This window comes from Vicinamibacterales bacterium (assembly GCA_036496585.1).
Classification (GTDB): domain Bacteria; phylum Acidobacteriota; class Vicinamibacteria; order Vicinamibacterales; family 2-12-FULL-66-21; genus JAICSD01.
This window is the reverse complement of sequence record DASXLB010000015.1, coordinates 40,925-67,498: the sequence shown is the minus strand read 5'-3', so window position 1 is coordinate 67,498 and position 26,574 is coordinate 40,925. Positions and strand designations below refer to the sequence as shown.

At 68.7% G+C, this 26,574-nt stretch carries 21 protein-coding genes; 12 read left to right on the top strand and 9 right to left on the bottom strand.

Annotated elements, in window-relative coordinates; all coding sequences use genetic code 11:
- Positions 1-42 precede the first annotated feature (42 nt).
- From VGI12_04655 to VGI12_04645, 3 genes are read left to right on the top strand one after another with little or no spacing between them, the layout of a single operon-like run.
- The gene (locus tag VGI12_04655) at positions 43-894 is read left to right on the top strand and encodes a nucleotidyltransferase family protein (protein HEY2431945.1); all 852 of its coding nucleotides are present in this window, start codon (positions 43-45) and stop codon (positions 892-894) included.
- Positions 891-2,171, top strand: coding sequence for a galactokinase family protein (locus VGI12_04650; protein ID HEY2431944.1), 1,281 nt, complete (start codon positions 891-893; stop codon positions 2,169-2,171). The genes VGI12_04655 and VGI12_04650 overlap by 4 nt, the downstream gene beginning before the upstream one ends.
- 23 nt (positions 2,172-2,194) lie before the next feature.
- Entirely contained in the window at positions 2,195-4,672 is a 2,478-nt protein-coding gene (locus tag VGI12_04645) for an ABC transporter permease (protein HEY2431943.1), read from the top strand.
- Positions 4,673-5,088: 416 nt separating this feature from the next.
- Here VGI12_04645 and VGI12_04640 read toward each other — a convergent pair whose 3' ends face one another.
- A complete protein-coding gene (locus VGI12_04640) occupies positions 5,089-6,543 on the bottom strand; it encodes a DegQ family serine endoprotease (GenBank protein HEY2431942.1) in 1,455 nt (484 codons plus the stop codon).
- A 100-nt stretch (positions 6,544-6,643) separates the two neighbouring features.
- Here VGI12_04640 and VGI12_04635 point away from each other — a divergent pair, with 100 nt between their 5' ends.
- The 6 genes from VGI12_04635 (at position 6,644) to VGI12_04610 (ending at position 14,363) form a co-directional block, all read left to right on the top strand.
- Positions 6,644-7,345, top strand: a complete 702-nt coding sequence (locus VGI12_04635) for a response regulator transcription factor (protein ID HEY2431941.1) — start codon at positions 6,644-6,646, stop codon at positions 7,343-7,345.
- Positions 7,342-8,721 carry a HAMP domain-containing sensor histidine kinase gene (locus tag VGI12_04630; GenBank protein HEY2431940.1) on the top strand — a complete coding sequence of 460 codons (1,380 nt, stop codon included), beginning with the start codon at positions 7,342-7,344 and terminating at the stop codon, positions 8,719-8,721. The genes VGI12_04635 and VGI12_04630 overlap by 4 nt, the downstream gene beginning before the upstream one ends.
- A 98-nt stretch (positions 8,722-8,819) precedes the next feature.
- Entirely contained in the window at positions 8,820-9,173 is a 354-nt protein-coding gene (locus tag VGI12_04625) for a PadR family transcriptional regulator (protein HEY2431939.1), read from the top strand.
- Positions 9,173-11,758, top strand: coding sequence for an ABC transporter permease (locus VGI12_04620; GenBank protein ID HEY2431938.1), 2,586 nt, complete (start codon positions 9,173-9,175; stop codon positions 11,756-11,758). The genes VGI12_04625 and VGI12_04620 overlap by 1 nt, the downstream gene beginning before the upstream one ends.
- Positions 11,759-12,027: 269 nt before the next feature.
- On the top strand, positions 12,028-13,233 hold the full coding sequence (locus VGI12_04615) for a YcaO-like family protein (protein ID HEY2431937.1): 1,206 nt from the start codon (positions 12,028-12,030) through the stop codon (positions 13,231-13,233).
- Positions 13,230-14,363: a TfuA-like protein gene (locus VGI12_04610; protein HEY2431936.1), complete on the top strand. Its 1,134-nt coding sequence runs from the start codon at positions 13,230-13,232 to the stop codon at positions 14,361-14,363. Before VGI12_04615 ends, VGI12_04610 begins: the two co-directional genes overlap by 4 nt.
- Here VGI12_04610 and VGI12_04605 read toward each other — a convergent pair.
- The 8 genes from VGI12_04605 to VGI12_04570 form a co-directional block, all read right to left on the bottom strand.
- The gene (locus tag VGI12_04605; GenBank protein ID HEY2431935.1) at positions 14,350-14,757 is read right to left on the bottom strand and encodes a hypothetical protein; all 408 of its coding nucleotides are present in this window, start codon (positions 14,755-14,757) and stop codon (positions 14,350-14,352) included. The two genes, VGI12_04610 and VGI12_04605, sit on opposite strands and share 14 nt — an antisense overlap.
- A 66-nt stretch (positions 14,758-14,823) precedes the next feature.
- Entirely contained in the window at positions 14,824-16,524 is a 1,701-nt protein-coding gene (locus tag VGI12_04600; GenBank protein HEY2431934.1) for an SAM-dependent methyltransferase, read from the bottom strand.
- 171 nt (positions 16,525-16,695) lie between these two features.
- Entirely contained in the window at positions 16,696-17,436 is a 741-nt protein-coding gene (locus tag VGI12_04595; GenBank protein ID HEY2431933.1) for a LytTR family DNA-binding domain-containing protein, read from the bottom strand.
- The gene (locus VGI12_04590; GenBank protein HEY2431932.1) at positions 17,436-18,485 is read right to left on the bottom strand and encodes a histidine kinase; all 1,050 of its coding nucleotides are present in this window, start codon (positions 18,483-18,485) and stop codon (positions 17,436-17,438) included. The genes VGI12_04595 and VGI12_04590 overlap by 1 nt, the downstream gene beginning before the upstream one ends.
- A 70-nt stretch (positions 18,486-18,555) precedes the next feature.
- The gene (locus VGI12_04585; protein ID HEY2431931.1) at positions 18,556-19,293 is read right to left on the bottom strand and encodes a DUF5668 domain-containing protein; all 738 of its coding nucleotides are present in this window, start codon (positions 19,291-19,293) and stop codon (positions 18,556-18,558) included.
- A complete protein-coding gene (locus tag VGI12_04580; protein ID HEY2431930.1) occupies positions 19,290-19,688 on the bottom strand; it encodes a hypothetical protein in 399 nt (132 codons plus the stop codon). The genes VGI12_04585 and VGI12_04580 overlap by 4 nt, the downstream gene beginning before the upstream one ends.
- A 10-nt stretch (positions 19,689-19,698) precedes the next feature.
- A complete protein-coding gene (locus VGI12_04575; protein HEY2431929.1) occupies positions 19,699-19,908 on the bottom strand; it encodes a hypothetical protein in 210 nt (69 codons plus the stop codon).
- Positions 19,909-20,102: 194 nt separating this feature from the next.
- Positions 20,103-20,645 (bottom strand): hypothetical protein, encoded by a 543-nt coding sequence (locus tag VGI12_04570; protein ID HEY2431928.1) that lies wholly within the window; start codon positions 20,643-20,645, stop codon positions 20,103-20,105.
- Between the two features lie 206 nt (positions 20,646-20,851).
- Here VGI12_04570 and VGI12_04565 point away from each other — a divergent pair, with 206 nt between their 5' ends.
- From VGI12_04565 to VGI12_04555, 3 genes are all read left to right on the top strand, one after another.
- On the top strand, positions 20,852-23,245 hold the full coding sequence (locus VGI12_04565; GenBank protein HEY2431927.1) for an ABC transporter permease: 2,394 nt from the start codon (positions 20,852-20,854) through the stop codon (positions 23,243-23,245).
- Positions 23,246-23,353: 108 nt separating this feature from the next.
- Positions 23,354-24,097: an ABC transporter ATP-binding protein gene (locus VGI12_04560; GenBank protein ID HEY2431926.1), complete on the top strand. Its 744-nt coding sequence runs from the start codon at positions 23,354-23,356 to the stop codon at positions 24,095-24,097.
- Between the two features lie 59 nt (positions 24,098-24,156).
- The gene (locus VGI12_04555) at positions 24,157-26,571 is read left to right on the top strand and encodes an ABC transporter permease (GenBank protein HEY2431925.1); all 2,415 of its coding nucleotides are present in this window, start codon (positions 24,157-24,159) and stop codon (positions 26,569-26,571) included.
- Positions 26,572-26,574 lie beyond the last annotated feature (3 nt).

Sequence of the window (26,574 nt, the reverse complement as noted above, 5' to 3'; positions counted from 1 at the left end):
TTTCAGGGCTGAGTTGCCTCGTAGTGAGATATTTTGACGCAGATGGCCGTTTCGACAGCGCGCGCGCTGGTACTGGCGCGTGGCCTCGGCACGCGCATGCGGCAGGGCGACACAACGGCGGCGCTCACACCGGATCAGCAGCGCGCCGCCGAGGCCGGGCTGAAGGCCCTGATGCCGATCGCCGGTCGTCCGTTTCTCGACTACGCGCTGAGCGCGCTGGCCGACGCCGGTGTCTCGCGCGTCGGGGTCGTCGTAGCGCCCGACCATGGCCCCGCCACGGCGCATTATGCCGCGCATCCACCCTCGCGCGTCGCGTTGGAATTCGTCGTCCAACCCGAGCCGCGCGGCACGGCCGACGCCGTGCTGGCCGCCGAGGCCTGGAGCGGCGGCGAGCCGTTCCTCGTCGCCAACGGCGACAACCTGTATCCCGCCGCGGTGCTGCGCGATCTCATCTCGCTCGGCGAACCCGGACTCCCGGTGTTCGACGCGGCCGATCTCGTCCGCACCGGAAATATTCCGGCCGATCGCGTCCGCGCGTTCGCGCTGGTCGCGGTCGACGAGTCGGGATATCTTTCCCGCATCGTGGAAAAGCCCGCCGTCCCTCTGCCGCCCGAACCGGCAGACGCGATCGGCACCGTAGCGGATCCGATCCTCGACGCCGGCGGGGTGTCGATGAACCTGTGGCGTTTCGACCGACGCATCTTTGCCGCGTGCCGCGATGTGGACCGATCGCCGCGTGGGGAATTCGAGCTGCCCGAGGCGGTGGCGCTGGCGATGCGGCGCGGCGTGCGGTTCCGCGCCCTGCCGGCGCGCGGTCCGGTCCTCGATCTCTCTCGTCGCGCCGATGCGCGCGACGTCGAACACCGGCTCGCCGGCGCGGTGCCGCGGCCATGAACGTGGCGGCGCTCGTCGAGGCGCTCGTCGATCGTGGTCTCGATGCCGCTGAGCGCGATCGCAAGCAGGCGCTGTTCGCCCGCCTCCTCGCCGCCTGGCACACGACTCGGGACGACGTGCCTGGGCACGCGTGGTTCGTCCCTGGCCGCCTCGAAGTATTCGGCCGACATACCGACTATGGCGGCGGCCACGCGCTGGTGGCCGCCGCCCCGCGCGGCTTCGCCGTCGCCGCGTCGCCGCGCGTCGACGACGCGATTCGCGTGGTCGACGCGGGACGCGGCGAGTCGCTGCTGCTCGCGCCCGGACGCGCCCGCACGCGGCTCTCCGGCTGGCGGCACTACGTCGACACGACCGCGCGCCGCCTTGCCGCGAACTTTCCTGGTCAACGCTTCGGCGCCGACGTCGTCATCGCGAGCGATCTGCCGCCGGCCTCGGGCATGAGCAGTTCGAGCGCGCTGGTCATCGCGATCGCCGAAGCGCTCTGTCGCGTCGGCGGCGTGCACGACACCGCGCAGTGGCAGCGCAACATCCGCAACCGGCTCGACGCCGCCGGCTACTACGCCTGCATCGAGAACGGCCGTGATTTCGGGACGCTCGCGGGCGACGTCGGCGTCGGCACGCAAGGCGGGAGCGAAGATCACTCGGCCATCGTCGCGGGTGCGTCCGAACGGGTGCTCGCCTTCGGCTTCCTCCCCTCGCGCGGGCTCGGCGCCGCACGGGTTCCGGTCGACTGGCAGTTCGTGGTCGGGACGTGCGGCGTCAAGGCCAACAAGACCGGCCGCGTGCAGGAGGCCTTCAACCGTCTTTCGTCTGACGCCGCCGCGCTGCTCGAGGCCTGGAACGCCCACGCCGCGGCTGAGACACCCGCAATCTCCCTGGCAGCGGCGCTCGAGGCGCCGGGCGCCCTCGACTGGCTGCGCCAGACGGCGGGCGGCCGCCGCAACCGCCTCGATCACTTCATTCGCGAGAGCGGCCGCGTCCTGCCGGCGCTGGCCGCCTTCGAACGCGGCGACGCGCACGAGGTCGGCCGGCTCGCCGACGACTCCCAGCGCGACGCTGAGCATCTGCTGGGCAACCAGATCCCCGAATCCGTCGCGGTGGCCCGCGCGGCGCGCGCTGCCGGCGCCTTTGCGGCGTGCAGCTTCGGCGCTGGATTCGGCGGCGCCGTCTGGGCACTCGTCCCAGCGTCCGACACGGCGCGCTTCGTTCAGGCCTGGACGCCCGACGCCTTTCCTATCCGCCCGGGGCCCGGATTGACCGATCTCCCAACAAATTAGCCCCTCCTGACGTCTAAGGGCCAATGGAGTCTTTCATCCGCGATTTCCGGCAGTCGCTGCGCATGTTCGCGCAGAGCCCGGCGTTCACCCTGGCGGCGGTCGCCGCGCTCACGCTGGGCATCGGCGCCAACACGGCCATCTTTTCCGTCGTCGACGCCGTGCTGCTCAAGCCGGTCAGCATGCCGGACGCGGAACGGGTGGTCGTGTTCATCAACACGTCGCCGCGCGGCCCCGGCGGACCGGCCGCCTCCCCTGCCAAGTTCATGCACTACCGCCAGCAGACCGACATCGTCGAGGACGTGTCGGCGTTCAACACCGGCGTCATGAACTACACCGGCGGGACGTTCCCCGAGCAGCTGAAATCGGCGCGCGTCTCCGCCGATTTCCTGAAGCTGGCCGGAGCGCCGATCCTGCTCGGACGCAATTTCACCCCCGACGAGGACCAGCCACAGGGTCCGAAAGTCGTCGTGATCAGCCGCGCCCTCTGGGAGTCGCGCTTCAACGCCGATCCCAACGCCATCGGCAAGAGCATCTCGCTCGGCAACGATCCGTACACCATCGTCGGCGTGCTGAATACCTTCGACTTCCGGGAGTACGGCCCGACGCCGCAGGTCTGGACGCTCTTTCAGTTCGATCCGAACACGAACGATCAGGGGCACTACTTCCAGGTGATGGCGCGGCTCAAGCCGGGCGTCACGGTGCAGCAGGCCTACGCCAGGATGCAGGCCTCGGCGGCCAATTTCCGCGCCAAGTTCCCCAAGAGCGGGATCGGCCCGCAGGGGGGCTTCGGCGTGCTGACCGTCCGCGACGCGCTCGTCCGCGGCGACGTGAAATCGTCGCTCTACGTCTATCTCAGCGCCGTCGGGTTCGTGCTGCTCATCGCCTGCGCCAACGTCGCCAACCTCCTGCTCGTGCGGGCCACCGGACGCCGTCGCGAGATAGCCATCCGCGCGGCCATCGGCGGCTCGCGGGCGCGGATCATCCGCCAGCTGCTAACCGAGAGCGTCGTGCTGTCGATTGCCGGCGGCCTGTTCGGCCTGGTGCTCGGCTGGGCCGGCATCCGCGCGCTGCTGTCGATCAACACCGCCGGCCTGCCGCGCCTCGGCACCGACGGCGTCAACGTCGGCCTCGACTGGCGGGTCGTCGCCTTCACGGTGGCCGTGTCACTCGGGACCGGCATTTTGTTCGGACTGATTCCCGCGCTCCAGAGCTCGAAGACCGACTTGACGACGACCTTGAAGGAGAGCAGCGGACGGTCGGGCACCGGCTTCCGGCAGAACAAGGTACGTTCGGTGCTGGTGGTGGTCGAGGTCGCGCTGGCGATGGTGCTGCTGATCGGCTCGGCGCTGCTCATCCGCACGGCGATGGCGCTCGGCCGCATCGATCCCGGATTCGACACGCACAACGTCCTGACGATGCGGATGTCGCTAAAGGGCGCGCAGTTCGACAAGTCGGTCGCGGTCGACCAGCTCATTCACAACGGCGTCGACCGCCTGAAAGCGATTCCCGGCGTGGTCGAGGCGAGCGCCACGTGCTGCGTGCCGCTGCAGGGGGGCTACGGATTGCCCTTCCGCATCGTCGGCCGCCCGCTCGCGGCCGACAGCCAGGGCCCGTACCACGGCGGCGGCGGCTGGGCGACCGTCTCGCCCGGATATTTCGAAGTCTTCAGGATTCCGGTCAAGCGCGGGCGCACGTTCACCGATCGCGACACCGCCGCGGCGACCAAGGTCGTGGTCATCAACGAGGCGATGGCGAAGCAGTTCTGGCCCAAGGGCGATCCGCTCACCGACAAGCTGGTGATCGGCAAAGGAGTGATGCGCGAGTTCGAAGCGGAGTCCGACCGGCAGATCATCGGCGTCGTCGCCGATACCAAGGCGGGCGGTCTCGACAGCGATCCGCAGCCGCAAATGTGGATCCCGCAGGCGCAGGTGCCCGATCTCGCCAACGCCCTCAACGTCGGGTTGACGCCGATTGCGTGGGTCGTGCGGACGCAGGTGCCGCCGCAATCGCTCAGCAGCCAGATCCAGGAGACGGTGCGGCAGGCGACCGGCCTGCCGGTGACCGATGTGGAATCGATGGATTCGATCGTCTCGACGTCGATTTCACGTCAGCGCTTCAACATGTGGGTGATGACGGTGTTCGGCGCGTGCGCGCTGCTGCTCGCCGCGATCGGCATCTACGGGCTGATGGCCTACTCGGTCGAACAGCGGACGCAGGAGATCGGCATCCGCCTGGCGCTCGGCGCGCCGCTCGCGCAGGTTCGGCGGATGGTGATCGCGCAGGGGATGGCGCTGTCGCTCATCGGCGTGGCGATCGGCCTGGCGGCGGCGTTCGGCCTGGCCCGGCTGATCACCGCGTTCCTGTTCGGCGTGACGGCCAAGGATCCGCTCGTCTTCAGCGGCGTGCCGCTCGTGCTCGCAGCGGTTGCTTTCGTCGCCGTCTGGCTGCCGGCGCGGCGCGCCAGCAAGGTCGATCCGATCATCGCGCTGCGCGCCGAGTAACGGGGGGCCCGGCGGCGAAATGGCGGCACCGCTAGTCGGCCCGCGGGCCGCCATTTCCTCGCGAAGCTCGCGCTCGAGACGGGCGCGGTTCAGGAGGAACCAGACCCGGCGCCCGATCCCGGCGAGCCACTCGATCATGCCGTCCTCAGCACGGCGCGAATCGCCGCGTTGACGCGCTCGTAATCGCTCATCTCCGACTCGAGCTGCCTGCGTCCGCCCGGCGTCAGCCGATAGAAGCGGACACGGCGGCCGGTCTCCGATGTGCCCCACTCCGCCTTCGCCCATCCTTGTCTGTGCCTGCCGCCCGTGTCAATGCACGCAAAAAGGGCCCGTGGTCATGAACCACGAGCCCTCGCTATATGAACAACGGCTGTTTTGGAACCGGCAGCCGGAGACCGGGAGCTGGCAGCCGTCCCTTACTGCGCGCGCAACGTCAGGAACAGCGATTGTCCGGAGCGCTCGATGACCATCAGCGTCGGCTTCCCGTCCTTGCGGTCGAGCGCGTCCTTGACGTCGACCGCCGACTTCACGGCCTTACCGTCGACCTTGGTGATCACGTCGCCTTCCTGCAGCCCGTTCTCGGCGGCGACGCCGTTGGGATCGAGCTGGGCGACGACCACGCCCTTGTCGCCGTCCTGCAGCGCCATGCCGAAGCGCCCTTCACTGCTGCGCTCGCCGTTCGAGCGGCCGTGCGCGCTCGCCTTCGGCGCGTCCAGCGTGCCGAGCGTCACGTCGAAGTGCTCGGTACGGCCGTCGCGGAGGACCGTCACCGGCACCTTCGTGCCGGGCAGCGTGTTGCCGACGACGTTGCGCAGCTGGTTGTTGTCGGGGACGTCTTTGCCGTTGTACTGCGTGATGACGTCGCCCTGCTTCAGCCCCGACTTCTCCGCGGGCGATCCCGCGTCGACGGTACTGACCAGCGCGCCGCGCGTGTTCGGCAGGTTCATCGCCTGCGCCATGTCGGGCGAGATGCCCTGGATCGTGACGCCCAGCTTGGCCCGGCGGACCGAGCCGTTCGCGACGAGCTCGTCCATCACGTGCTTGGCCAGGTTCGACGGAATGGCGAAGCCGAGGCCGATGTTGCCGTCAGAGGGGGACAGGATCTGCGAGTTGATCCCGATCAGCTCGCCGGCCGCGTTGACCAGGGCTCCGCCGGAGTTGCCGTGGTTGATCGCCGCATCGGTCTGCAGGAAATCCTGGTAGCTGTCGTCGCCGGTGGGCGTCTGGCGCCCCTTGGCGCTGATGATGCCGGAGGTGACCGTCTCGCCGACGTTGAGCGGGTTGCCCACCGCAAGCACGACGTCGCCGACGCGCACGGCGTCCGAATCGCCGACGACCAGCGTCGGCAGGCCTGCCGCGTCGATCTTGACCACCGCCAGATCAGTCGCGGCGTCGGTGCCGACGACCTTGGCATTGAAGGTGCGGCGGTCGGGCAGGTCGACCTTGACCGAATCGGCGCCGTCGACCACGTGGTTGTTGGTCAGGATGTAACCGTCCTTGGCGACGATCACACCCGAGCCGAGCCCGCGCTCCACGGGGGACGGCATGCGGCGGCCGCGCTGCTGCGGCGCCTGTTCGCCGAAGAAGCGGCGGAAGAGCTCGTCGGGCATCTGCTGGTCGGCGGGAGCGAACGACGCGCGCTTTTCGACGCGGATCGTCACGACCGCCGGCATCACACGCTCGACGACCGGGGCATAGCTGGCGCTGGCGACAGCGGGAGGCACCACGCCAGCCGGCGCCGTCGCGACTGCGGCGGTCGAGCCGGCAGCCAACAGATAGCTGCTGGCCTGCGGCGTTTTCCACGCCGCGAGGGACACGGCGGCAGCGGCAATGGCTGCGACGGCGCCCTTTCTGAAATATCCGTTAGTCATCGTTGCGAATCACCTCTGAACTATTAGACGGCGGGGACCCTTGCCGGCCGCTGTCGCGACCGTTACATACGTGAAAGGTGACGCGTGGCATGATCGGCAGATGCGGGTGCTGCTGGTGGAAGACGACCCGACCATCGCCGGCTTCGTCGAAGGTGGCCTGCGCGAGGCCGGTTTCGCGGTCGAGCACGCCGCCGACGGACGCACCGCACTCGATCGGGCCGCTGCCGAGCCGTTCGACGCGGCGATCGTCGACGTCATGCTGCCGCAGCTCGGCGGGCTTGCGCTGATCGACGCGCTGCGGGCGCGCGGGATCCGGATCCCGGTGCTGATCCTCAGCGCCAAGCGCACGGTCGACGACCGCGTCCGCGGGCTGCAGGCGGGCGGCGACGATTACCTCACCAAGCCGTTCGACTTCGCCGAGCTGCTGGCGCGCGTCCAGGCACTGATCCGCCGCGCCACCGGCGCGTCGGAGCCGACGCGGCTGAGCGTCGGCGATCTCTCCCTCGATCTGCTGACCCGGAAGGTGCAGCGGGAGGGGCGCCAGATCGAGCTCCGCCCGCGCGAATTCGCGCTGCTCGAGTACCTGATGCGCAACGGCGGCCGCGTGGTCTCGAAGACGTCGATTCTGTCGCACGTTTGGGGCTACAGCTTCGATCCCAACACCAACGTCGTCGACGTCCTCGTCTCCCGGCTGCGCGACCGCGTCGACAAGCCGTTCGCCGACAAGATGCTGCACACCGTGCGCGGCGTCGGCTACGTGCTCCGGCCCGCGGCCGCCGGGCCGCCCGGTGCGTCCGCATGAGTACCCTGCGCCGCGCCCTCGGGCTGCGGCTGTCGATCTGGTACGCGGCGGTCTTCACCATCAGCATGATCGGGCTGGTGGCCATCACCTACGCGCTGCTTGCCTCGTCGCTGGCCCAGCGCGACCACGACATCATCCGCGCCACGCTGCGGGAGTACGGCTCGCGCTACGAGCTCGGCGGTCTCGGCGCGCTCCAGCGCGCCGTCGAGCTCGAGGAGCGGACCGGCGACCAGGAGCGCCTGTTCGTGCGGGTGTTCGGGCCGTTCGGCGGCGACGCCGTATTCGTGCGCGAGCCGCAGGCCTGGCGCAGCTACGACGTCGAGGAGCTCGAAGACCGCGCGAACACGAGCGGCGAGCAGCTCGGACACGATCGACGGGCGGTGCTCGAGGTGGCGTCGGCGGAGCTGCCCGACGGCACGATCCTGCAAGTCGGCAAGACCAACGAGATCCGGCTGGCCCTGCTCCGGCGCTTCGAGATCGTCGTCGGGCTCGTCTCGTTCGTGGCGCTGGCGGTCGGCGTCACCGGCGGACTGGTGCTCACCCGCTCGACGGTTCGCCCGATTTATCAGTTGATCGAGGTCGTGCGGACCATCATCCGCACGGGGCGCACGGACGATCGCGTGCCGGCCCGCGACGGCCAGGGGGACGCGGTCCACGAGCTGAGCACGCTGTTCAATACGATGCTCGACCGGATCAACGGGCTGATCGGCGCGATGGGCGAATCGCTCGACAACGTCGCCCACGACCTCCGCACGCCGATCGCGCGGCTGCGCGCCGTCGCCGGCCGCGGGCTGGAGTCGGGCGACCCCGAACAGCAGCGCGAGGCGCTGGCCGACTGCCTCGAAGAAGCCGAGCGGATCCTGTCGATGGTGAACACCCTGATGGACATCTCCGAGGCCGAGACCGGCGTACTGCGGCTGCGGCGCGAGGCGGTGCCGCTCCGCGATCTCCTCGCCGACGTCGTCGAGCTCTACGAAGACGTGGCCGAGACCCGGCACGTGCGCGTCTGGCTGGAGCCCGGCGCCGACGTCATCGTCGATGGCGCCCGCGATCGGCTGCGGCAGGTGTTCGCCAACCTGCTCGACAACGCCATCAAGTACACGCCCGACGGGGGCGAGGTGCGGCTGGCGGCGGACCGTGACGATGGGTGGGCGACGGTGACGGTCGCCGACACCGGCGTCGGCATTGCCGATACGCACCTGCCGCGCATCTGGGACCGGCTGTATCGAGCCGATCCGAGCCGTTCGGAACGCGGCCTCGGCCTCGGCCTCTCGCTCGTCAAGGCTTACGTCACGGCGCACGGCGGCACCGTCGACGCGGTCAGCACGCCCGGACGCGGATCGACGTTCACGGTGCGGCTGCCGATCGCGCCATAGGGTCCGACTTCCGGCTCGCCGCGGCCGGCGCTCCTGACCGGTGAACCCAGCGGCGGCGTCCCACGTCCAACTATCATCAGTGTGGATATAATCACCCTGTGACTAATCCCGACACCGACGCGCTGATGCCGCTGCCGCCGGCGACGTTCCAGATCCTGGTGGCGCTCGTCGACGGCGATCGGCACGGCTACGCGATCATGCAGGACATCGCCGGCCGGACCGATGGCGAGCTGACGCTCAGTCCGGGAACGCTCTACCGCTCGATCCAGCGGATGCTCGAGCAGGGGCTGATCGTCGAACTCGCGTCGCGGCCGGCCCGGCACGACGATGAGCGTCGCCGCTACTACCGGGTGACCCCGTTCGGGCGCGAAGTGGCACGAGCGGAGGCGCGGCGGCTCACGCAGATGCTCAGGCTGGCGCGCGCGAGCGGGCTCGCGCCCGGGAAGGCGTGATGCGTCTCTATCGCTGGCTCCTCCATCTCTACCCGGCGTCATTCCGCCACGAGTACGGCGGCGAGATGACGCTCGCCTATGCGGATCGGCGGCGCGAAGCCGACGGGCCCTGGGGGCGCGCCTGGCTCCTCGCCGCGGCGATTCCCGAAGTGCTCGGCAACGCCCTGGCGGTGCACGCCGACATCCTCCGCCAGGATCTGCGCTACTCCGCCCGCACGCTCGCCCGCGCACGCGGGTTCGCCTTCACCGCGATCGTGATCATCGCGCTTGGCATCGGCGCGACCACGGCCGCGTTCTCCGTCGCCGATTTCGTCCTGCTGCGGCCGCTGCCGTTCCCGGATGCCGATCGCCTCGTCATGATCTGGCAGCGGCAGCCGGGCTACGGGCGCATGGAACTGTCGCCGGCCAACTTCGACGACTGGCGGCGCGGCAGCCGCTCGCTCGATCGGTCCGGCGCCTACACGCCGGTGTCGGCCAACCTCGCCAGCACCGGTGAACCCTCGCGCGTATCCGGCGCCTGGGTGACGGCCGACCTGCTGCCGACGCTGGGCGTCCAGCCCGCGCTCGGCAGGGTGTTCCGCGCCGGCGAAGACGGCGAGGGCGCACCGCCGGTGCTCATCATTGGCGATTCGCTGTGGCGCGCTACCTTCGGCGGCGATCCGGCGGTCATCGGGCAGACCGCGAGGCTCGATGACGAGCCCTACACGATCATCGGCGTCATGCCGCCATCGTTCACGTTTCCGTCGGCCGAGGCGGAATTCTGGCGGCCGCTGCGCCTCAACCAGGGCGACTACCAGGATCGGTCCAACAATTTCCTCTATGGCGTCGGACGGCTGCACGCCGGCGCGACACTCGCGTCGGCGCAGAGCGAGCTCTCGGTGCGCGCCGGGGAGAGCCGCCGGCAGTTCCCCAAGGAGGACGCGGACACCGATGCGCTGGTGCGCGACTTCCGATCCGAGCTGTCTGACGATTCGCGCCTGACGGTCCTCGCGCTCAGCGGTGCCGCCCTGTGCGTCCTGCTGATCGTCTGCGCCAATCTCGCCAACCTGCTGATCGCACGCGCGCTCGGCCGCCGCCAGGAGCTCGCCGTGCGCACGGCGATTGGCGCCGGACGCGAACGGCTGATCCGCCAGCTCGTGACCGAGAGCGTCGTGCTGTCGGCCATCGGCGGCGCCATAGGCGTCGCCCTGGCGGCCGTCCTGGTCCCGCTGATCTGGCGGATGATTCCGATCGAGATGCCGACGCCGGCGGGGCCCGGCGTCGACGTGCGCGTCCTGGTGTTCGCCGCCGTCCTCACCATCGCAACGGCGGCGATCTTCGGGCTCGCGCCAACGCTGCGTGCCGGCTCCGATGCGGGCGTCCAGGATCTGCGGGAGGGAGCGCGGGCGATCGGCGGCCGCAGGCAGCGCCTGCGCGGCGTTCTGGTCGCCGCCGAAGTCGTCGGCACGGTCGTCCTGCTCGTCGTCACCGGCCTGCTCGTGCGCGCGCTGTGGACCCTGCAGGGACGCGATCCGGGCTTCCGTGCGGACGGCGTCCTCACCCTGCAGACCGATTTGCCGTCCGCGAAGTACGCGGGCACCGACAAACGCAGTACCTTTTACCTCCGTCTGCTCGATCAGATCCGCGCGCTGCCTGGCGTCACGAGCGCCGCCTATATCAGCGGCCTGCCGATGGTCTGGGGCGGCGGCATCTGGCCGGTCGGGATCAACGGCGCCGAGCTGGAGCGCCGCCAGAACAACACCGCCAGCTTGCGCTTCACCACCCCGGGCTTCTTCCAGACGATGAGCATTCCGGTCCGCGCGGGCCGCGACGTGAGCGACTCGGACACGATGAAGACGCAGATGGTGGCGGTCGTCAGCGAGTCCTTCGTCAAGCGCTACTGGCCCGGGCAGGACGCCATCGGCCACCACTTCAACTTCGCGACGAAAGATCGCACGATCGTCGGCGTCGTCGCCGACATCCGGGTGCGCGGGCTGGAGCGCAACAGCGAACCGCAGGTCTACCTGCCGAACCGCCAGGTGGACGACGGCTGGTTCTGGGGCTACACGCCGAAGGCACTCGTCGTGCGCGCCTCGACGCCCGTCGCCCAGCTCGCGCCGGCGATCTCCGGCATCATTCGCGCGGCCGATCCCGATCTGCCGATCTACGGCCTGCGGCCGATGACCGACGTGGTCGATCGCACGACGGCGTCGCGCCGGATCCAGATTCAGGTGTTGAGCGGGTTCGCGGCAGTCGCATTCCTGCTGGCGGCGATCGGCATTCACGGCGTGCTGTCGTTCGCGGTGTCGCAGCGGACCGCTGAAATCGGCATCCGCATGGCGCTCGGCGCGCAGAGGCGCGACATTTTCGCGCTGATCACGTCGCAGTCGGCCTTGCTGCTGGGAGCCGGGCTGGTGCCAGGCGTGGCGCTCGCCTACGCCGCCGGCCGCTCGGTGCAGTCGCTCCTCGCCGGCGTACCGCCGTTCGACACCGCGACCTTCGCCAGCGTTGTCGCACTGACGGTCGCGATGGCGGCCGCCGGCACGCTGCTCCCCGTCGTGCGCGCGCTGCGGATAGATCCGCTTCGCGCAATCCGGACCGAATAGCGCCGCCAGGCCATCGGCGAGCGGATCACTGCCAGGGATGGCGACAGCGGCCGATCAGCGCGAGGGATCGAAGGAATACGACACGCCGCGTTAGCATGGGTTATCCTGCCGGCAGTCGGCCACAGGATCAACTGGCGTGGATGGCGATGTGGTTCTGGCGACGGACAGGATGCGGTATTTGCGGAGCACAACACCATCGTGTTCCAGGAGCCGCCGAAGCTCCTCCGGGCGGGTGAGCCAAAAATCTACCGATAGGCACGACCGTGCCGATGGGTGAGCACGCTCCCAAGGGATACACGCGTGGCACTCATCGTCAGATCCCGCCGCGGGAGACGCTCGCCCGTGTTGGCCCCTTCCTGCCGAAGATGGGGATCACTCGCGTGGCGAACATCACGGGCCTGGATACGATCGGCATTCCCGTCGCCCTGGCCTGCCGGCCGAATTCGCGCTCGCTTGCCGTGTCGCAGGGCAAAGGGCTGGATCTCGATGCCGCGAAAGCGTCCGCCGTTATGGAAACGGCGGAAAGCTACCACGCAGAGAACATCATCCTGCCGCTGAGGCTCGCCACGTTTCATGACCTTCGCGCCGATCAGCCCGTGATCGATGTCGATCGGATTGCGCGACCTTCAGGCAGCGCATTCCGTGCCGATCTTCCACTCCTCTGGGTCGAAGGCGAAGACTGGATACACGGTGAGAAGATGTGGGTGCCGTTCCAGTTGGTTCACACGATGTACACGGCCAGCATGCGATTCGATCTGTCCTGCTTCACGTGCTCGAGCAACGGTCTGGCAGCGGGCAACAACCTCCTGGAGGCTGCATCTCACGCCATGTGCGAGGTGATCGAACGCGATGCCGACGCCCGGTTTTCCCGCTTGAGGGCAACCGAACAGGAGGCCCGTTGTCTCGACTTGAAGACGGTGGACGATCCCGATTGCCAGGACGTGCTGGCGCGCTACGTGCGGGCGGGCGTCGCCGTCGCCGTCTGGGACACGACGAGCGACCTGGGCGTGGCGGCGTTCCGGTGCCTGATTGTCGATCGCGCCGACGATCCGCTCCGGCCTGTTTCGCCGAGCATGGGGACCGGCTGCCATCCCGTGCGTCACATCGCGCTCCTCCGTGCGCTGACAGAGGCCGCGCAATCCCGCCTCACCGTCATTTCCGGCGCACGCGACGATGCATCTCGTCACGAGTACATCGTCGCGACGGAGGCGGCCTATCGGGACACCATGCGGCGGCGGGCTCTGGTCGAAGGCGTTCGGGACTTTTCCCGGACACCGACCTTCGAGGCGGAGACCTTTGAAGAAGACGTGGCCCAGGAGCTCAGGCAACTTCGACGAGCCGGTCACGATCGCATGGTTCTGATCGACCTGACGCTTCCCGAGATTGGCTTGACCGTCGTTCGGGCGGTCGTCCCCGGCATGGAGCTCGAGTCCGACGTCGCCGGACGCCGTAGGTCCTCCGACACGGCGACATGACCGTCATCCTGTTTACGGGCCCGACGCTCTCTCCGGATGAAACCGGGCAGCGCCTGGAGGCCGTCTGCCTTCCGCCGGCATCGCAAGGCGACGTCTACCGCGCGTCTCTCCGGCGCCCGTTTGCGATCGGCCTCATCGATGGCTATTTCGAGCGCGTCCCCGCGGTCTGGCACAAAGAGATTCTGTGGGCGATGAGCGAGGGCATCCACGTCTTCGGCAGCGCCAGCATGGGAGCGCTTCGCGCCGCCGAACTGGCGCCATTCGGCATGATCGGCGTGGGCGCGATCTTTGAAGCGTTCCGCGATGGCGTCCTCGAAGACGACGACGAGGTCGCCGTGGCGCACCCGGGGGCCGAGCACGAGTATCGTGCTGGCTCCGAAGCGATGGTGAACATCCGTGCGACATTGGCCAGGGCGCACACCGACGGTGTACTCAACGCTGGCGCCCAGGCCACCCTCGAACGGATCGCCAAGCAGTTGTTCTATCCGGAGCGTTCCTACGATCGCATTCTGGAACTGGCCGCGTCCATGGGCGTGCCCGCAGAGGAGCTCGGAGCCTTTCATCGTTGGCTTCCCGGTGGTGCTGTCGATCAAAAGCGGGTGGACGCGCTTGCCATGCTTCAGGCCATCGCCGATTTGATGCGTGAGGATCCCGGCCCCAAACGTGTTTCCTGGAGCTTCGAGCACACGGTCTTCTGGGACGAGGCGCAGAACGCGGCCGCCGAGCTGCCGTTGGCGCCGGCGGACGGCAGCGACGGGATGGTGCTTGCCGAACTGCGCAGAGATCCGGAAGCCGCCGCGCGGACCGACGCGGCGGCGCTGGGCTGGTGGCTTGCGGCGGAACGGGCCCGGCGCGATGGCGGGACGATCGAATCGGCGGCGCTCCTCGACGAGGCACGGACGTTTTGCGAGTCGCGCGCGCTCGCCGATTCGATGGACCTCGGCCGATGGCTCGCGCGCAACCATTGCAGCCGTCAGAATCTCGAACACCTCCTCGCGGCCCACGTGCGCGTCGCTCAAGCGCGCGCCGCCTCGCCAAGTGCGCTCGAAGCGTCGCTGCTCGATTGTCTGCGGTGGACCGGCGAGTACGCCGTCCTCCTGGAGCGCGCGCGCTGGTCTAAGGCACGGTGAGCGTCGCGCCTCCCGATGCGTCGAGCCCCGACATGAGATCGGCAAACCCCAGGGTCACGATCAGGCAGTTCCTGCCTGCGATCGGTTTGTCGCTCAGGATCAGCATCTGCACACCTGCTTGAGGGGCGCCAGACGGCGTTTTTATATAGTCCCAGCTCACCCGGCCCGGAGTAAAGAGCTTCGCTTCTTTGAGCGGATCCACCGCACGGCTCACGGCAGACTTGGACAGAATCACGAGCGCCGTCCGACCGAAAATTGGATCGCTCGTCGGGGGACGGACGGTGTATTCGCCGGAGATCGGCAACCCGGTTCCCTGGCTCATGCGTACCACGCACTGAATGGGCTTCCCGCCAAGGTTGCCGGTGATGATGTTATTCGAGAACTTCAGTTGCATGGTCCCTCCTGAGCGATTGGAGTGTGCAATGACCCGCCCGAACGATCTGCGTGTCGCGTCGAGAACCTATCGCCGCTTCCGCGCCGCGGTCTGACGTTCGGCTGTCCACCGGATCGACAAATAGTCTATCGCTTGCTGCTGCTTATCCAGGAGCAGGTGCCGGAACATTCCGTCCGAATCATGGGCCAGTCCGCGCGCGACTGCTTCCAGACTGCGTGAGGGATCGCCGTGGGCAAGCCACGACCCGGCCAACCGCAGATTCGTCTCGACGTCTCGAGGGTGAATGCGACACCCCTGGAGGTAACACTCGTGCGCCTCGCGGTCGCGCCTGAGACCGGCGAGGGCGTCGCCGAGCCCGTTCCACAGAGAAGCCGCGTACCACGGATTGAGCGCCACGGCCGTTCGCGCGAGTTCGAGTGCCGTCGCGTGATCGCCCAACTGGATGGCGACCTTGCTCGCTTCACCCACCACCCGCCAGTCGTAGGGACTTCGCTCGAGTGCGGCCTTGTAACTCAAGAGTGCCTCTGCCGGCCATCCGGCCTCAGCCTGCCGGCGCCCCTCGATGATCAGGGCCGCGATGTCGTCACGAGTCGTCGCGGCGAACCTGGCTTCAAATACCTCACGCGTGCCAGGCAGGGCGCCGCGGAGCATCAGCCGGGGATGGGTCTGGAGCCGATCGTCTCCGGCGGGCTTCAACGACTCGAACCCGGCAGAGTGAACGTGCCGGTCGAGCGCAGCGAAATTGACGCCAACGGCTATCGTCGATCCGTATCGCTGGACCGCGGGTGATGCACGCCCTGCTCCGAACGGTCCTGCATCGTAGTCGTGAACCAGGATGAACCCGTCTCGTTCGAGGCGGGGAAGCAGCGACTGAATGCACTGCAGGGCAGCCATGTTGTGCAGCCAGGTACCGGACCGACTCTCGGCCGACCGCGCGTCCAACCCGCTCACATCATCTGGGCTGGCGGGGAGGAAGCATTCCTCGGTCTCGACCAGAGGAAGAAGCGACAGAAGTTGACCGACCCGCTCTGGTTCTGTCGAGTCAGCCAACGCACGGATCTCGTCGAAGGTTCGTGCGGTGTACTTGCGCAGCAGATCGACATCGCTGGTGATCCAAGTACGCACATACAGCTGCTCCCAGCGGCCTTCACAGTGCCGGACGACCGTCGATGGGAGCACGCCCAGGAGATAGTTGGCGATCACGGCGCGCACGGGTTCGGCGAAGAGCGCGTGCGCGGTGCTCGAGTCAGCGACTCGAATCTCCACGTGGGAGGCGTGCGGCCCGAAGACGTCGCGCTCGCGCCACTGCGCCACCGCTGCTGGAGACTGATCGGTGATCCAATACGTGAGCCGGTCGTAGTAGTCGCGCGATTCGTTCTGGCAGCGGCGCTTGCATTCGTCCAGAAAGTACCGGGCAAACAGGCCAGTGCCCCCCCCAAGCTCCAGGACGCGTATCGGATCCGTTGATGGCGCTTCGGCGCAGTTCGCGCAGAGGACGGCGGCCGCATCCGCCGACAACGTGCCGCTGTTGTTGACGAGATACGGCACGTCGCCTTCGATGAACGGGAAGCTGCCCTCATGCTTCCAGTGCAGGTCTGCCAGCTGGCACTCGAGGCTGTTCGCCAGGGTGCGGAAGCTTTGCACCAGCTCACGTCCGAAACGAGCCCGACCGATGGACTGGGCGGCCGGCAGTGGCTCGCCCTGCAGTCCGATGCGGTCGAGCATCTCGGAGAGCGGCAGCGGGACGCGGCCGGAGTCCGCAGACATCGGCGACATCATATCCTGGGCCTGTCCGTCTCGAATTCGGTCGCACAGCACATTGATCGCACCCTGGCGTTGGTCGCGAAGGACATGACGAAAGCCGGTGCGCAGAGGCGTATCGGTTCCGATGATGTCAACCCACGCGCGCAGGTCGCCCCTGGAAGCGTGAGCCGGCCGCTACAGCAACTGCTGCAGGCGCGCGTAGCCGGCCCGGCTCACCGGCAGGCGCTTGCCGTCGCGCAGAATCGCCATCCGGCTGTCCTTGGCGTACAGCTCCACCCGGGCGATCCGATCGACATTCAGCACGAACGACCGGTGCACGCGCACGAACCGCGCGGGATCGAGCGACGCCTCGACCGCCGCGAGCGTCTGATCCTTCAGGTGCTGCTTTCCTGACGACGAATACGCCACGTAGTCGTCCTGTGCCTCGACGTAGTCGATCTGATCGACCGGCAGGACGTGCACGTCGGCGCCGTCGCGGATCAGGACCCGCTCGGCGTAGCCGGCGCGCGGCCGCGCCTCGCGCACGATGGCCTCCACGTCGGCCGGCGTGCGCGCGCGCAGCCGTTCGCGCGCCCGCCCGATCGCCTCCTGGAAGCGCTCGGCGCTGAACGGCTTCAGCAGGTAGTCGATCGCGTGCACCTCGAAGGCGCGCAGCGCGTACTGATCGTAGGCGGTGATGAACACGACCGGCTGATCACGCCCGAGCAGCTCGAGCACTTCGAAGCCGTCGAGCTTCGGCATCTGCACGTCGAGCAGCACCAGGTCGGGCTGCAGCTCGGCGACCGCCTTCACCGCCTCGAAGCCGTTGGCGCACTCGGCCGCCACCTCGAGCCGCGCATCGGCGGCGGCGTACTCGCGCACCAGCGCGCGCGCCAGCGGCTCGTCGTCGACGATGACGATGCGAAGCGTGTCCATCAGAGAGGCAACTCCAGCCGGACGACGAAGCGGCCGTCGCGCTCGCCCTCCTGCAGCGACGCGTCGCTGCCATACACACTGTGCAGCCGTTCGCGCACGTTGCGCAACCCCAGTCCCGTCCCGCGGCCGGCCGGCCGACCCGGGTCGCACGGGTTCTCCACCGTGATCACCAGCGTCGATGGACGCAGCTCGGTCGAGATGCGCACCTCGCCGCCCTCGAGGAGGTGCGCGATGCCGTGCGTGACCGCGTTCTCGACGAGCGGCTGCAGCACCAGCGGCGGCACCGTCTGCGCGTCGGCGCGCGGGTCGGCGGCCGTCTCCACCTGCAGCCGCGCCCCGAAGCGGACCTGCTCGATTGCCAGAAAGCGCTGCGCCAGCGCCAGCTCGCTCGACAGCGGAATCCGGAGGCGCGCCCCGAGCGCCAGTGTCTCGCGCAGGAAATCGGCGAGCAGCAGACACATCCGCCGCGCCGCCGCCGGATCGGCGGTGGTCAGGGCGCTGATCGACTGCAGGCTGTTGAACAGGAAGTGCGGATCGATCTGCGCCCGCAGCGCGCGGAGCTCCGCCTCGCGCGCCAGTACCTGCAGCTCGAAGCCACGCCGCTCGGCCTCGCGCGACACCTCGAAGGCGGCGGCCAGATAGCTCACCGCCATCGCCAGCAGATAAAGCAGGAAGCCGAAGCCGAAGAAGGTCGGCGCGCCGGCGCGGAAGCGGCCGGAGAGGTCGGCGCGGACCAGCAACGACGCGATCATCCCCATCCAGCCGCGCGCCAGCAGCAGCCACACCGCGCTCGACACGAACGAGGCCGTCACCGCGGTCACCGCGACTCGCAGCGGGCCGACCCGATCGACCGGCGATCCCCCGGTTACGTACCAGGCCGACAGGCACAGGAATCCGTAGGCGGCCGACAGCGGCACCGCGACGGTGAGCGCGTCGCGCCAGTCGAACACGCCCTGCAGCGCGAGCAGCGCCGCGAGCAGGCCGCCGAGCGGGATCCAAATGGCGAGATAGACCGCCAGGCGCCACGGCCGCCCGAGGATCGGGTGCATGCTACCGGGCCGCTGGCCTCAACCGTCCGAATGACGAACGACGCATGACCAATGACGGCATCACCGGCGGTCAGGCGTCCAGCCGACGCGGATTCTTGACGCTGCAGCCGCCCATCACCAGCAGGCCGCGGATGACCAGCCGCTTGTCGGCCGTCTGTGGGGCGTGCGTCTTGTCCTCGATGCCGCCCATGATCGGCACCACCCGCGACACCACCGTCCAGTCGTCCGGCACCTTGATGTCGATGCCGCCCCAGAACGCGAACACGTCGATCACCGCCTCGCTGCCAGGCTCGATCGACGCCTGGCGCAGATCGATCTCGCACCCGCCCATCACCGCGGTGAGATCGGCGCCTCGGAACTGCTGGGCGTTACTGCGGCGGATCGCGCCGCCCATGATCGCCAGCGCGCTGAAATCGGTGTCGTTGTCGGGACCGCGCGTCCGCGTACGCCCGCCAAAGCCGCGCCACACCATGTACCCGCCCAGAAACACCAGGAACAGCGGCATGATCTCGCGGGCGTCGATGCGGAAATAGACGATGCGCTCGATCAGCATCCATGCGCTGATCGACACGAAGATGAGCCCGCCGACCCAGCCGTGGCCGCTGCGCGACGCCTGATACAGCTTCAGCAGGCCGATCGCCAGGAGCCCCGCCGGCCAGTACTGGAGGTAGTCGCGCGCGTCGATGATTTCGAGGTTGTCGAGCGTGAAGAGCACGCCCACCGCGATCACCAGCAGGCCGAACAGCGCCTGCACGGTGACGCGCGGACGCGGTGACGCGGACGGAGCGCCGGAAGCGTCGAGCGTCATCGAATCCCCTTCCCCAGCATGATGACGCCGCCGAGGATCACGATCAGCGGCCACGAATTCTGGAAGTCGAGACCCCAGACATGGGTCTGCGAGAGGAGCATCCACACCCCGAGCCCCATCTGCCAGAGGCCCGGGATCGAGCCGCCGGGGCGCCGGGGCTGCCCCAGGCCGTCGGCAGGCCGCGCGCGGTAGCCGCCGACGATCCCGCTCTTCTCGACCATGATCATCGCGCCCATCGTGATCAGCACGAGCGGCGCGATCAACTGCCCCAGCGATGCCGCGATCACGCCCGTGCGGTCGAGGAGCAGCGTCGTACCGACGACCAGCAGGATGCCGCCGCCAAGGATGGCGCCAGGTCGGAGTCCGCCGCTGGGATGTTCGAATCCGCTCTCCATCATCGGTCCCTCAGACGAATCGCAATAGCGCCTGCACCCAGCCGGCGAACTCGTGCACGACCGCCGCCGCCAGTGTCCCGTACTCGTGCTGGCCGACCGCGGCCGCGACCGTCTCGGGCTGCGTCAGTACGAGTGCCATCAGCGCCGCGGCCGCCGCCAGGGCGGCCAGCGCCAGCATCGCGTTCACCTGGAGGGCGGTCCTGCTGATCAGTGCGGCCATGTGCGCGTTCCTTTCATGTCTAGATTACGGACGCGCGAGGGCCCTCAGCGGCGGTTTCCGGCGAATGCCGGCTGTCTGGCGGTGAACGGAGCCGGCCTGGAAGGTTGCCGTGACGACGGCGGAGGCGAACGAAAAAGACAAAGGCGGCAGCTAACCCGAGGGCGTGCGCGGCTGCGCGGGCTCACCCGGCCGACTTACTTCTCCTCGGCGGCGGCTCGGCGGGCCCTTTCGAGCGCCGCCAGCGCATCCAGCACTTCTTTCCGCGCCGCCTCCCGTTCCGCTTCACCCTTGGCGTCGTTGAAGTGCCTGATCGCCGCCTTGAGGGCCCACTGCTCCACCAGCGTGAGCGCCGCTTGGGCGGCCAGGTACTTACCGGTGAACGCCCCATAGGGCTGCAGCACCTGCGGCGTCACCATGCTCATGAAATCCTGGTGCGTCATGCCGCCGTACGGCGTCGCTCCCACCCAGAACTTCTCGCCAAGCACGTCTTCGATTGTCGGCTTGCGCCCGAAGATTTCCAGCCGGAAGACGGGATGCTCTTCCTTGAGCGCGATTGGCGGCGGCCCGGCGAGCGCCCGCTGGATCCGATCGAGCGAGACTGGCAGGCTGTCGGCCGCGGTCGGCGAGGCTGTCTGGGCGGTCGGGGCGGTCGGGGTCACCACAGACGACTGGCCTGGCGGAAGCGGAGTTCCAGCCTGCCGCGATCCGAGCAGCATCACGCACGCAAGCCAGATCACGAGCATCTCGAAGTAAGACGACGCACAGTCACATTCGGCTGACACTGCCCTGCCGTGGGACGGCAGGCGTTCGCGAGCGGACAGCGCGCGCCGTCCCTTTCGCTCTATCGTATGCGTCAAACATCTTGTTTACAAGCAGTTAGCGGATCCAATCGGCATGGTACGCGGTTCGCTCGTTGCGCATCAATAATGATGAGGGACTCATGATGGGTGGATTCTGGCAGGACGTCCGCTATGCCGGACGGATGATGCTGAAGACGCGTGGGCTGAGCGCCGTCGCGGTGGCGACGCTCGCGCTCGGCATCGGCGCCAACACGGCGATCTTCTCGGTCGTCAACGGCATTCTCCTGCGTCCGCTCCCGTACCGCGAGCCCGATCGCCTCGTGATGGTCTGGCAGGACCTGCGCGCCCGTGGCGGTCCCGCGACCGAATGGTCGGGTCCGTCGCAGCAGGTCGACTGGAAGGCCGACACCGACGTGTTCGAGAACCTCGCCAGCGTACAAGGCTGGACGGCGAGCCTCGGCGGCGGCGAGATGCCCGAGTCGCTGCAGGGTGAGCAGACGACCTACGAATACTTCGATGTGCTCGGCGTCCGTCCAGCCCTAGGCCGCGTCTTCCGCGACACCGACGACGTACGCGGCGCACCGCGCGTCGTGGTCCTGAGTCACGGGCTGTGGCGGCGGCGCTTCGGCAGCGATCCCGCCGTCGTCGGCCGGTCCGTGCCGATCAACGGCGAGAGCCACGAAATCATCGGGGTCATGCCGGACGGCTTCCGGCCGGTGCTGGCGACCGGCGCGGCGATGTGGCGGCCGATGCAGATGAACCGCGTCAACCCGGCGCGCAATGCCGCGGTCTATCACACGGTCGGGCGGATACGGACTGGTCTCCCGATCGACCAGGCGCAAGCAGGACTGGCAGCGCTGGCGGGCGCACTCGAGCGAGCGCATCCCGACACCGACGCGAAGAGGGCCATCAACGCCGTGCCTCTGCTCGCGCAACAGACGCTGGCCATGCGCACGCCGCTATGGCTGCTGCAGGCTGCGGTCGGCTTCGTCCTGCTCATCGCCTGCGTCAACATCGCCAACCTGCAGCTGTCGCGCGCCTCTGGACGCACGCGCGAGATCGCCGTGCGCCGCGCCCTCGGCGCCGACCGGGCGCGCATCGTCCGGCAGCTGCTGACCGAAAGCCTGGCGCTCTCCGGATGCGGCTGCGCGCTCGGCGTCCTGGTGGGCGACTGGGGACTCTCGATTCTCAGGCGCGTCGCGCCCGAAGGCACGCCCCGCATCGACGAAGTCTCGATCGACGGGCGGGTGCTGCTGTTCGCGCTGGCGCTGGCGCTGCTCACCGCGGTTCTATTCGGCCTGGTGCCGGCAGCACACGCCGCGCGGGAGCGCGTCGCCCCGACCCTCCGGCTTGGCGGGCGCGGCCAGCTGGGAGACGGCGGCCAGCGGATCCGACGCGGCCTCGTCGTCGCGGAACTGACGCTTGCACTCGTGCTGCTGGCTGGCGGAGGGCTGCTCGTGCGGACGTTCGTCGCGCTGCAACGCGCCGACCTCGGCTTCACGCCGGATCGCATCCTGACCGGGTTCATCCTGCCGCCGCAGACGCTGTACAAGACCGATGCGGCGCGGCGTGCCTTCTACGATGCGGTCATCGCCAGGACGGCGGCGCTGCCGGGCGTCCAGATCGCGGCCCTCTCCTCGGTCCTGCCGCTGAGCGGCGACAGCGACGAGGATTTTCTCATCGAGGGCCGGCCGGAACCGACGCGGGGCGAGGCGTTGACCACGTGGTATCGCGTCGTCAGCGCCACCTACTTCGCCGCGATGCAGATCCCGTTGCAGCACGGCCGACTCTTCGTCGACCGCGAGGCAGCGCCCGTCGTCGTCATCAGTGAGACGATGGCGAAGCGCCACTGGCCTGGCCGCGATCCGGTCGGCACGCGGATTCGCTTCGGCGACGTCTGGGCGACGATCGTGGGCGTGGTCGACGACGTCAAGGTGCGCGGCCCGCGCGAGCCAGGGCAGGTCGAAACCTACATTCCCTACTGGCTCAATCCCGAGGCCGGCATCAATGTGGTGCTGAAGACCGCCGGCGATCCGCGCGCCCTCGCCGAGCCCCTGCGGCGGGCGGTGAAGGAGGTCGATCCCGGCATCGCCGTGGCCAGCCTGGCGACGATGGACGAGACGATCGCCGACTCGGTGGGCAGCAGCCGGTTCGTGGCGACGCTCGCGGCGGTCTTCGGAGTCCTCGCGCTGCTGCTGGCCGCGGTCGGGATTTACGGCGTGATGTCGTATGCCGTGTCGCAGCGGACCCAGGAGATCGGCGTGCGGCTGGCGCTCGGCGCGCAGGAGCGGCAGATCTTCGCTCTCGTCGTCGGCGAGAGCATGAAACTGGCCGGCGCCGGGCTGACGCTGGGTCTGGCGGGCGCGGTGGTCGCCGGACGCGCCATGCGCGGGATGCTGTTCGGCGTCGGCGCGACCGATGCGCGCACGCTGGCGGCGACCGCCGCGGTGCTGGCCGCCGTGACACTGGCGGCCGCCTATGTGCCGGCGCGGCGGGCCATGGGCATTGAGCCCCAAACGGCGCTCCGCGCCGACTGATGGGGGAATAGGGGAATAGGGGGAATTTGGAAATGTGGGAGTGTGAAAATGTGGAAATGTGGAATTTGGTAATCTGAGGGGACTCTAGGTCCGTCTAACGATAACCATATGGCCTTTTTCAGCCGAAGCTCGCAGCCTGCGGCGGCGCCGCCGCCGGTCGACACTGAAGGATTCGCGCCGAACGCGCTCGTCGGGATGCGCAACATCGAGAAGTCGTACGCCCACGGCACCAGCCGCAGCTACGTGCTCCGGCGCATCAGCGCCGACATCAAAGAGGGGGAGTTCGTCTCGATCATGGGGCCCTCCGGCGCCGGCAAGTCGACGCTGCTCCACATCATCGGCATGCACGACAGCGCGTGGACGGGTGAGTACTACTTTCTGGACCAGCCGGTCCACCGGCTTGGCGCCAAGGAACGCGCCAAGCTGCACAAGCAGTACATCGGCTTCGTCTTCCAGAGCTACCATCTGCTCGACCACCTGACGGTCTACGAGAACCTCGACATCCCGCTCTCCTACCGCGACATCAAGAAGGCGGAGCGCGAGAGCATGGTGTGCGACATCCTCGACAAGTTCGCGATCGTCGGGAAGAAGGACCTCTACCCCAACCAGCTCTCCGGCGGCCAGCAGCAGCTGGTGGCCGTCGCCCGCGCCGTCATCTCGAATCCGAAGGTCATCCTCGCCGACGAGCCGACCGGGAACCTGCACTCGAGCCAGGGCAAGGAGATCATGGAACTCTTCAAGAAGCTCAACGAGGGCGGGACCACGATCGTGCAGGTGACGCACTCGGAGGCGAACGCCACCTACGGGTCGCGCGTGATTCACCTGCGCGACGGCTGGATCGTCGAGGAATAGAGGCCGGAAGGGGCGACAACCTTTCAGGCGGTGTTCCCATCTAACCGCTGGAGCACTGCATGGACGACTTCCGTTTCGCGCTGCGTCAGCTGCGCAAGAGCTCAGGATTCACGCTCACCGCCATCGGCACGCTCGCGCTCGGCTTCGCGGCGAGCCTCGCCATTTTCGCGTTCGTCGACGCCGCGTTCCTGCAGCCGCTGCCCTTCCGCGATTCCGTGCGTCTGACCGGTGTCTACGAGACCGTGCCGCTGTTCCCGCGGTCGAACCTGTCCTACATGGACTACCAGGACTGGAAGCGGCTGAACACGGTCTTTTCGTCGCTCGCCGCCTACCAGGGCAGCGGCGCGACGCTGACCACCGCCGCGGGCGCCGAACGTGTCCCGGCGGCTCGGGTCAGCGCCGACCTTTTCCGCACGCTCGGCGTCGCGCCAGCGGTCGGCCGCGACTTCCGCGACGGCGAGGATCGCCCCGGCGCGGCCGGCACAGTGCTGCTCTCGTATGGCGTGTGGCAATCGCGTTTCGGCGGACGCGACAGCGTGCTCGGCACGAGCGTCACTCTCAACGGCAATCCGTTCGTCGTGATCGGCGTGCTGCCGCGCGAATTCAGCTTCTCGCCCGCCGGACCGGCCGACTTCTGGCTGCCGCTGCAGCCTGCGGCGGCCGGCTGCGACGCGCGCCGCAGTTGCCATAACCTCTACGGCGTAGCGCGTCTTGCGGACGGCGTGACGCTGCCGGCCGCGGCGGCGAACGTCAAGGCGGTCGCCGCAGCGCTCGAGCAACAGTATCCGGATTCGAATCGCGGCCAGGGCAGCGCGGTCGTCGAACTGACCGAGGTGATTATCGGTCCGGTGCGGCCGATCCTCGGGGCGCTCGCCGGGGGCGCGGCGCTCCTGCTGATCATTGCCGCCGTGAACGTCGCGGGACTGCTCATCGTGCGCGCCGACGGCCGCCGCCGGGAAATCGCGGTCCGATCGGCGCTCGGCGCGTCGCGCGCGCGGATCGTCCGCCAGCTCGTCGTCGAGGGTACCGTCCTCGTCGCCGCTAGTGCGGCCGCTGGTCTCGCGGCGGCCGACGCGGGTATCCGGTTGCTGCTCTCGCTCGTCCCGCCGGACATGCTGGGGCGGATGCCGTTCCTGCGCACGGCGGGATTGACCGGCCACACCTGGATCGCGGCGAGCGCGATCGCCGCCGGGGCGATCGCCCTCTTCGCGGCGACTCCCCTCCTCCGTCTGTCGCCCGGCCGCGCATCGGCGGCGGCGCTCGGCGAAGCCAGTCGCGGCTCGGCCGGCCGGACCTGGAGCCGCGCCGGTCGCACGATGGTGATCGTGGAGCTGGCGCTCGCGACGGTGCTGCTCACCGGCGGCGTGCTGCTGACGCGCAGCCTCCTCGGCCTGCTTCGCGTCGACCTCGGCATGGACACGTCGCATGTCGCGATGCTCGAGGTTTACATGCCGCGCCGCTACAACAGCGACGCGCAACTGATCGCGGCGCACCAGCGCGTGATCGAGCGCGTACAGGCGCTGCCCGGCGTCGAAGCCGTCGGTACGACCAGCGTGCGGCCCCTGCAGGGGGGGAACACCAACTGGATCCGCATCGACGGGCGCCCGTATCACGGCGAGCACAACGAAGTGAACGCGCGCGAAGTCGACCCCGGTTACTTCCCGACCATACGGGCGCAGCTGGCACGCGGCCGCGGCTTCTCCGCGCACGATACCGCCGACGCGCCGCGTGTCACCATCGTCAATCAGGCATTCGTGCGAACGTATTTCCCGGGCGGTGCGGATCCGATCGGCCAGAAGCTGTTCTACGCGCCGACCACGACGACGCCGCCGCTCGAGATCGTCGGCGTGATCGACGACATCAAGGAGAATCCGCTCGACGCGGTCACGCCGCCGACGATGTATACGGCCTACGCGCAGGATGTCGACAGCGCGTTCTGGCTGTTCGTGCGATCCGCCCAGCCGGAAGACGCGATGGTGACGGAGCTCACGGCCGCGGTTCACGCGCTCGATCCCGATCTCGCCACGTCGGGTGGCGGCCAGCTGTCGCACCTCGTGGACGGGTCCGTTCCCGCCTACATGCGGCGCTCGGGCGCATGGCTGGTCGGGAGTTTCGCGGCGTGTGCCTGGCTGCTGGGCGTGGTCGGGCTCTACGGCGTGGTGGCCTACTCGGTCGGCCGACGTACGCGCGAGATCGGCGTCCGCATGGCGCTCGGCGCACAGCGCCACTCCGTGGCGGGGATGATCGTTCGGGATGCCGGACGCGTCATCGCCGTCGGCCTGGTGGCCGGCACGATCGGCGCGGCAGGGGCCGCCAGGCTGGCGCAGACGCTGCTCTTCGGCGTCAGGGCCTGGGATCCCGCAACGTTGTCGGGCGTAGCGCTGGTGCTCGGCACGTCGGCGCTGCTCGCGAGCTACGTCCCGGCGCGCCGGGCCGCGTCAGTCAATCCGATCGAGGCCCTGCGCGTGGAATAGAAG

Bases quoted from the DNA above. Each gene is read 5' to 3' on its own strand.
- VGI12_04585 (HEY2431931.1), bottom strand. From the start codon at position 19,293: ATGACGCTCGACGCTTCCGGCGCTCCGTCCGCGTCACCGCGTCCGCGC.
- VGI12_04595 (HEY2431933.1), bottom strand. From the start codon at position 17,436: ATGGACACGCTTCGCATCGTCATCGTCGACGACGAGCCGCTGGCGCGC.
- VGI12_04635 (HEY2431941.1), top strand. From the start codon at position 6,644: ATGCGGGTGCTGCTGGTGGAAGACGACCCGACCATCGCCGGCTTCGTC.
- VGI12_04580 (HEY2431930.1), bottom strand. From the start codon at position 19,688: ATGGAGAGCGGATTCGAACATCCCAGCGGCGGACTCCGACCTGGCGCC.
- VGI12_04590 (HEY2431932.1), bottom strand. From the start codon at position 18,485: ATGCACCCGATCCTCGGGCGGCCGTGGCGCCTGGCGGTCTATCTCGCC.
- VGI12_04640 (HEY2431942.1), bottom strand. From the start codon at position 6,543: ATGACTAACGGATATTTCAGAAAGGGCGCCGTCGCAGCCATTGCCGCT.
- VGI12_04560 (HEY2431926.1), top strand. From the start codon at position 23,354: ATGGCCTTTTTCAGCCGAAGCTCGCAGCCTGCGGCGGCGCCGCCGCCG.
- VGI12_04555 (HEY2431925.1), top strand. From the start codon at position 24,157: ATGGACGACTTCCGTTTCGCGCTGCGTCAGCTGCGCAAGAGCTCAGGA.
- VGI12_04600 (HEY2431934.1), bottom strand. From the start codon at position 16,524: ATGTCTGCGGACTCCGGCCGCGTCCCGCTGCCGCTCTCCGAGATGCTC.
- VGI12_04615 (HEY2431937.1), top strand. From the start codon at position 12,028: ATGGGTGAGCACGCTCCCAAGGGATACACGCGTGGCACTCATCGTCAG.
- VGI12_04620 (HEY2431938.1), top strand. From the start codon at position 9,173: ATGCGTCTCTATCGCTGGCTCCTCCATCTCTACCCGGCGTCATTCCGC.
- VGI12_04575 (HEY2431929.1), bottom strand. From the start codon at position 19,908: ATGGCCGCACTGATCAGCAGGACCGCCCTCCAGGTGAACGCGATGCTG.
- VGI12_04565 (HEY2431927.1), top strand. From the start codon at position 20,852: ATGGGTGGATTCTGGCAGGACGTCCGCTATGCCGGACGGATGATGCTG.
- VGI12_04650 (HEY2431944.1), top strand. From the start codon at position 891: ATGAACGTGGCGGCGCTCGTCGAGGCGCTCGTCGATCGTGGTCTCGAT.
- VGI12_04645 (HEY2431943.1), top strand. From the start codon at position 2,195: ATGGAGTCTTTCATCCGCGATTTCCGGCAGTCGCTGCGCATGTTCGCG.
- VGI12_04630 (HEY2431940.1), top strand. From the start codon at position 7,342: ATGAGTACCCTGCGCCGCGCCCTCGGGCTGCGGCTGTCGATCTGGTAC.
- VGI12_04605 (HEY2431935.1), bottom strand. From the start codon at position 14,757: ATGCAACTGAAGTTCTCGAATAACATCATCACCGGCAACCTTGGCGGG.
- VGI12_04655 (HEY2431945.1), top strand. From the start codon at position 43: ATGGCCGTTTCGACAGCGCGCGCGCTGGTACTGGCGCGTGGCCTCGGC.
- VGI12_04610 (HEY2431936.1), top strand. From the start codon at position 13,230: ATGACCGTCATCCTGTTTACGGGCCCGACGCTCTCTCCGGATGAAACC.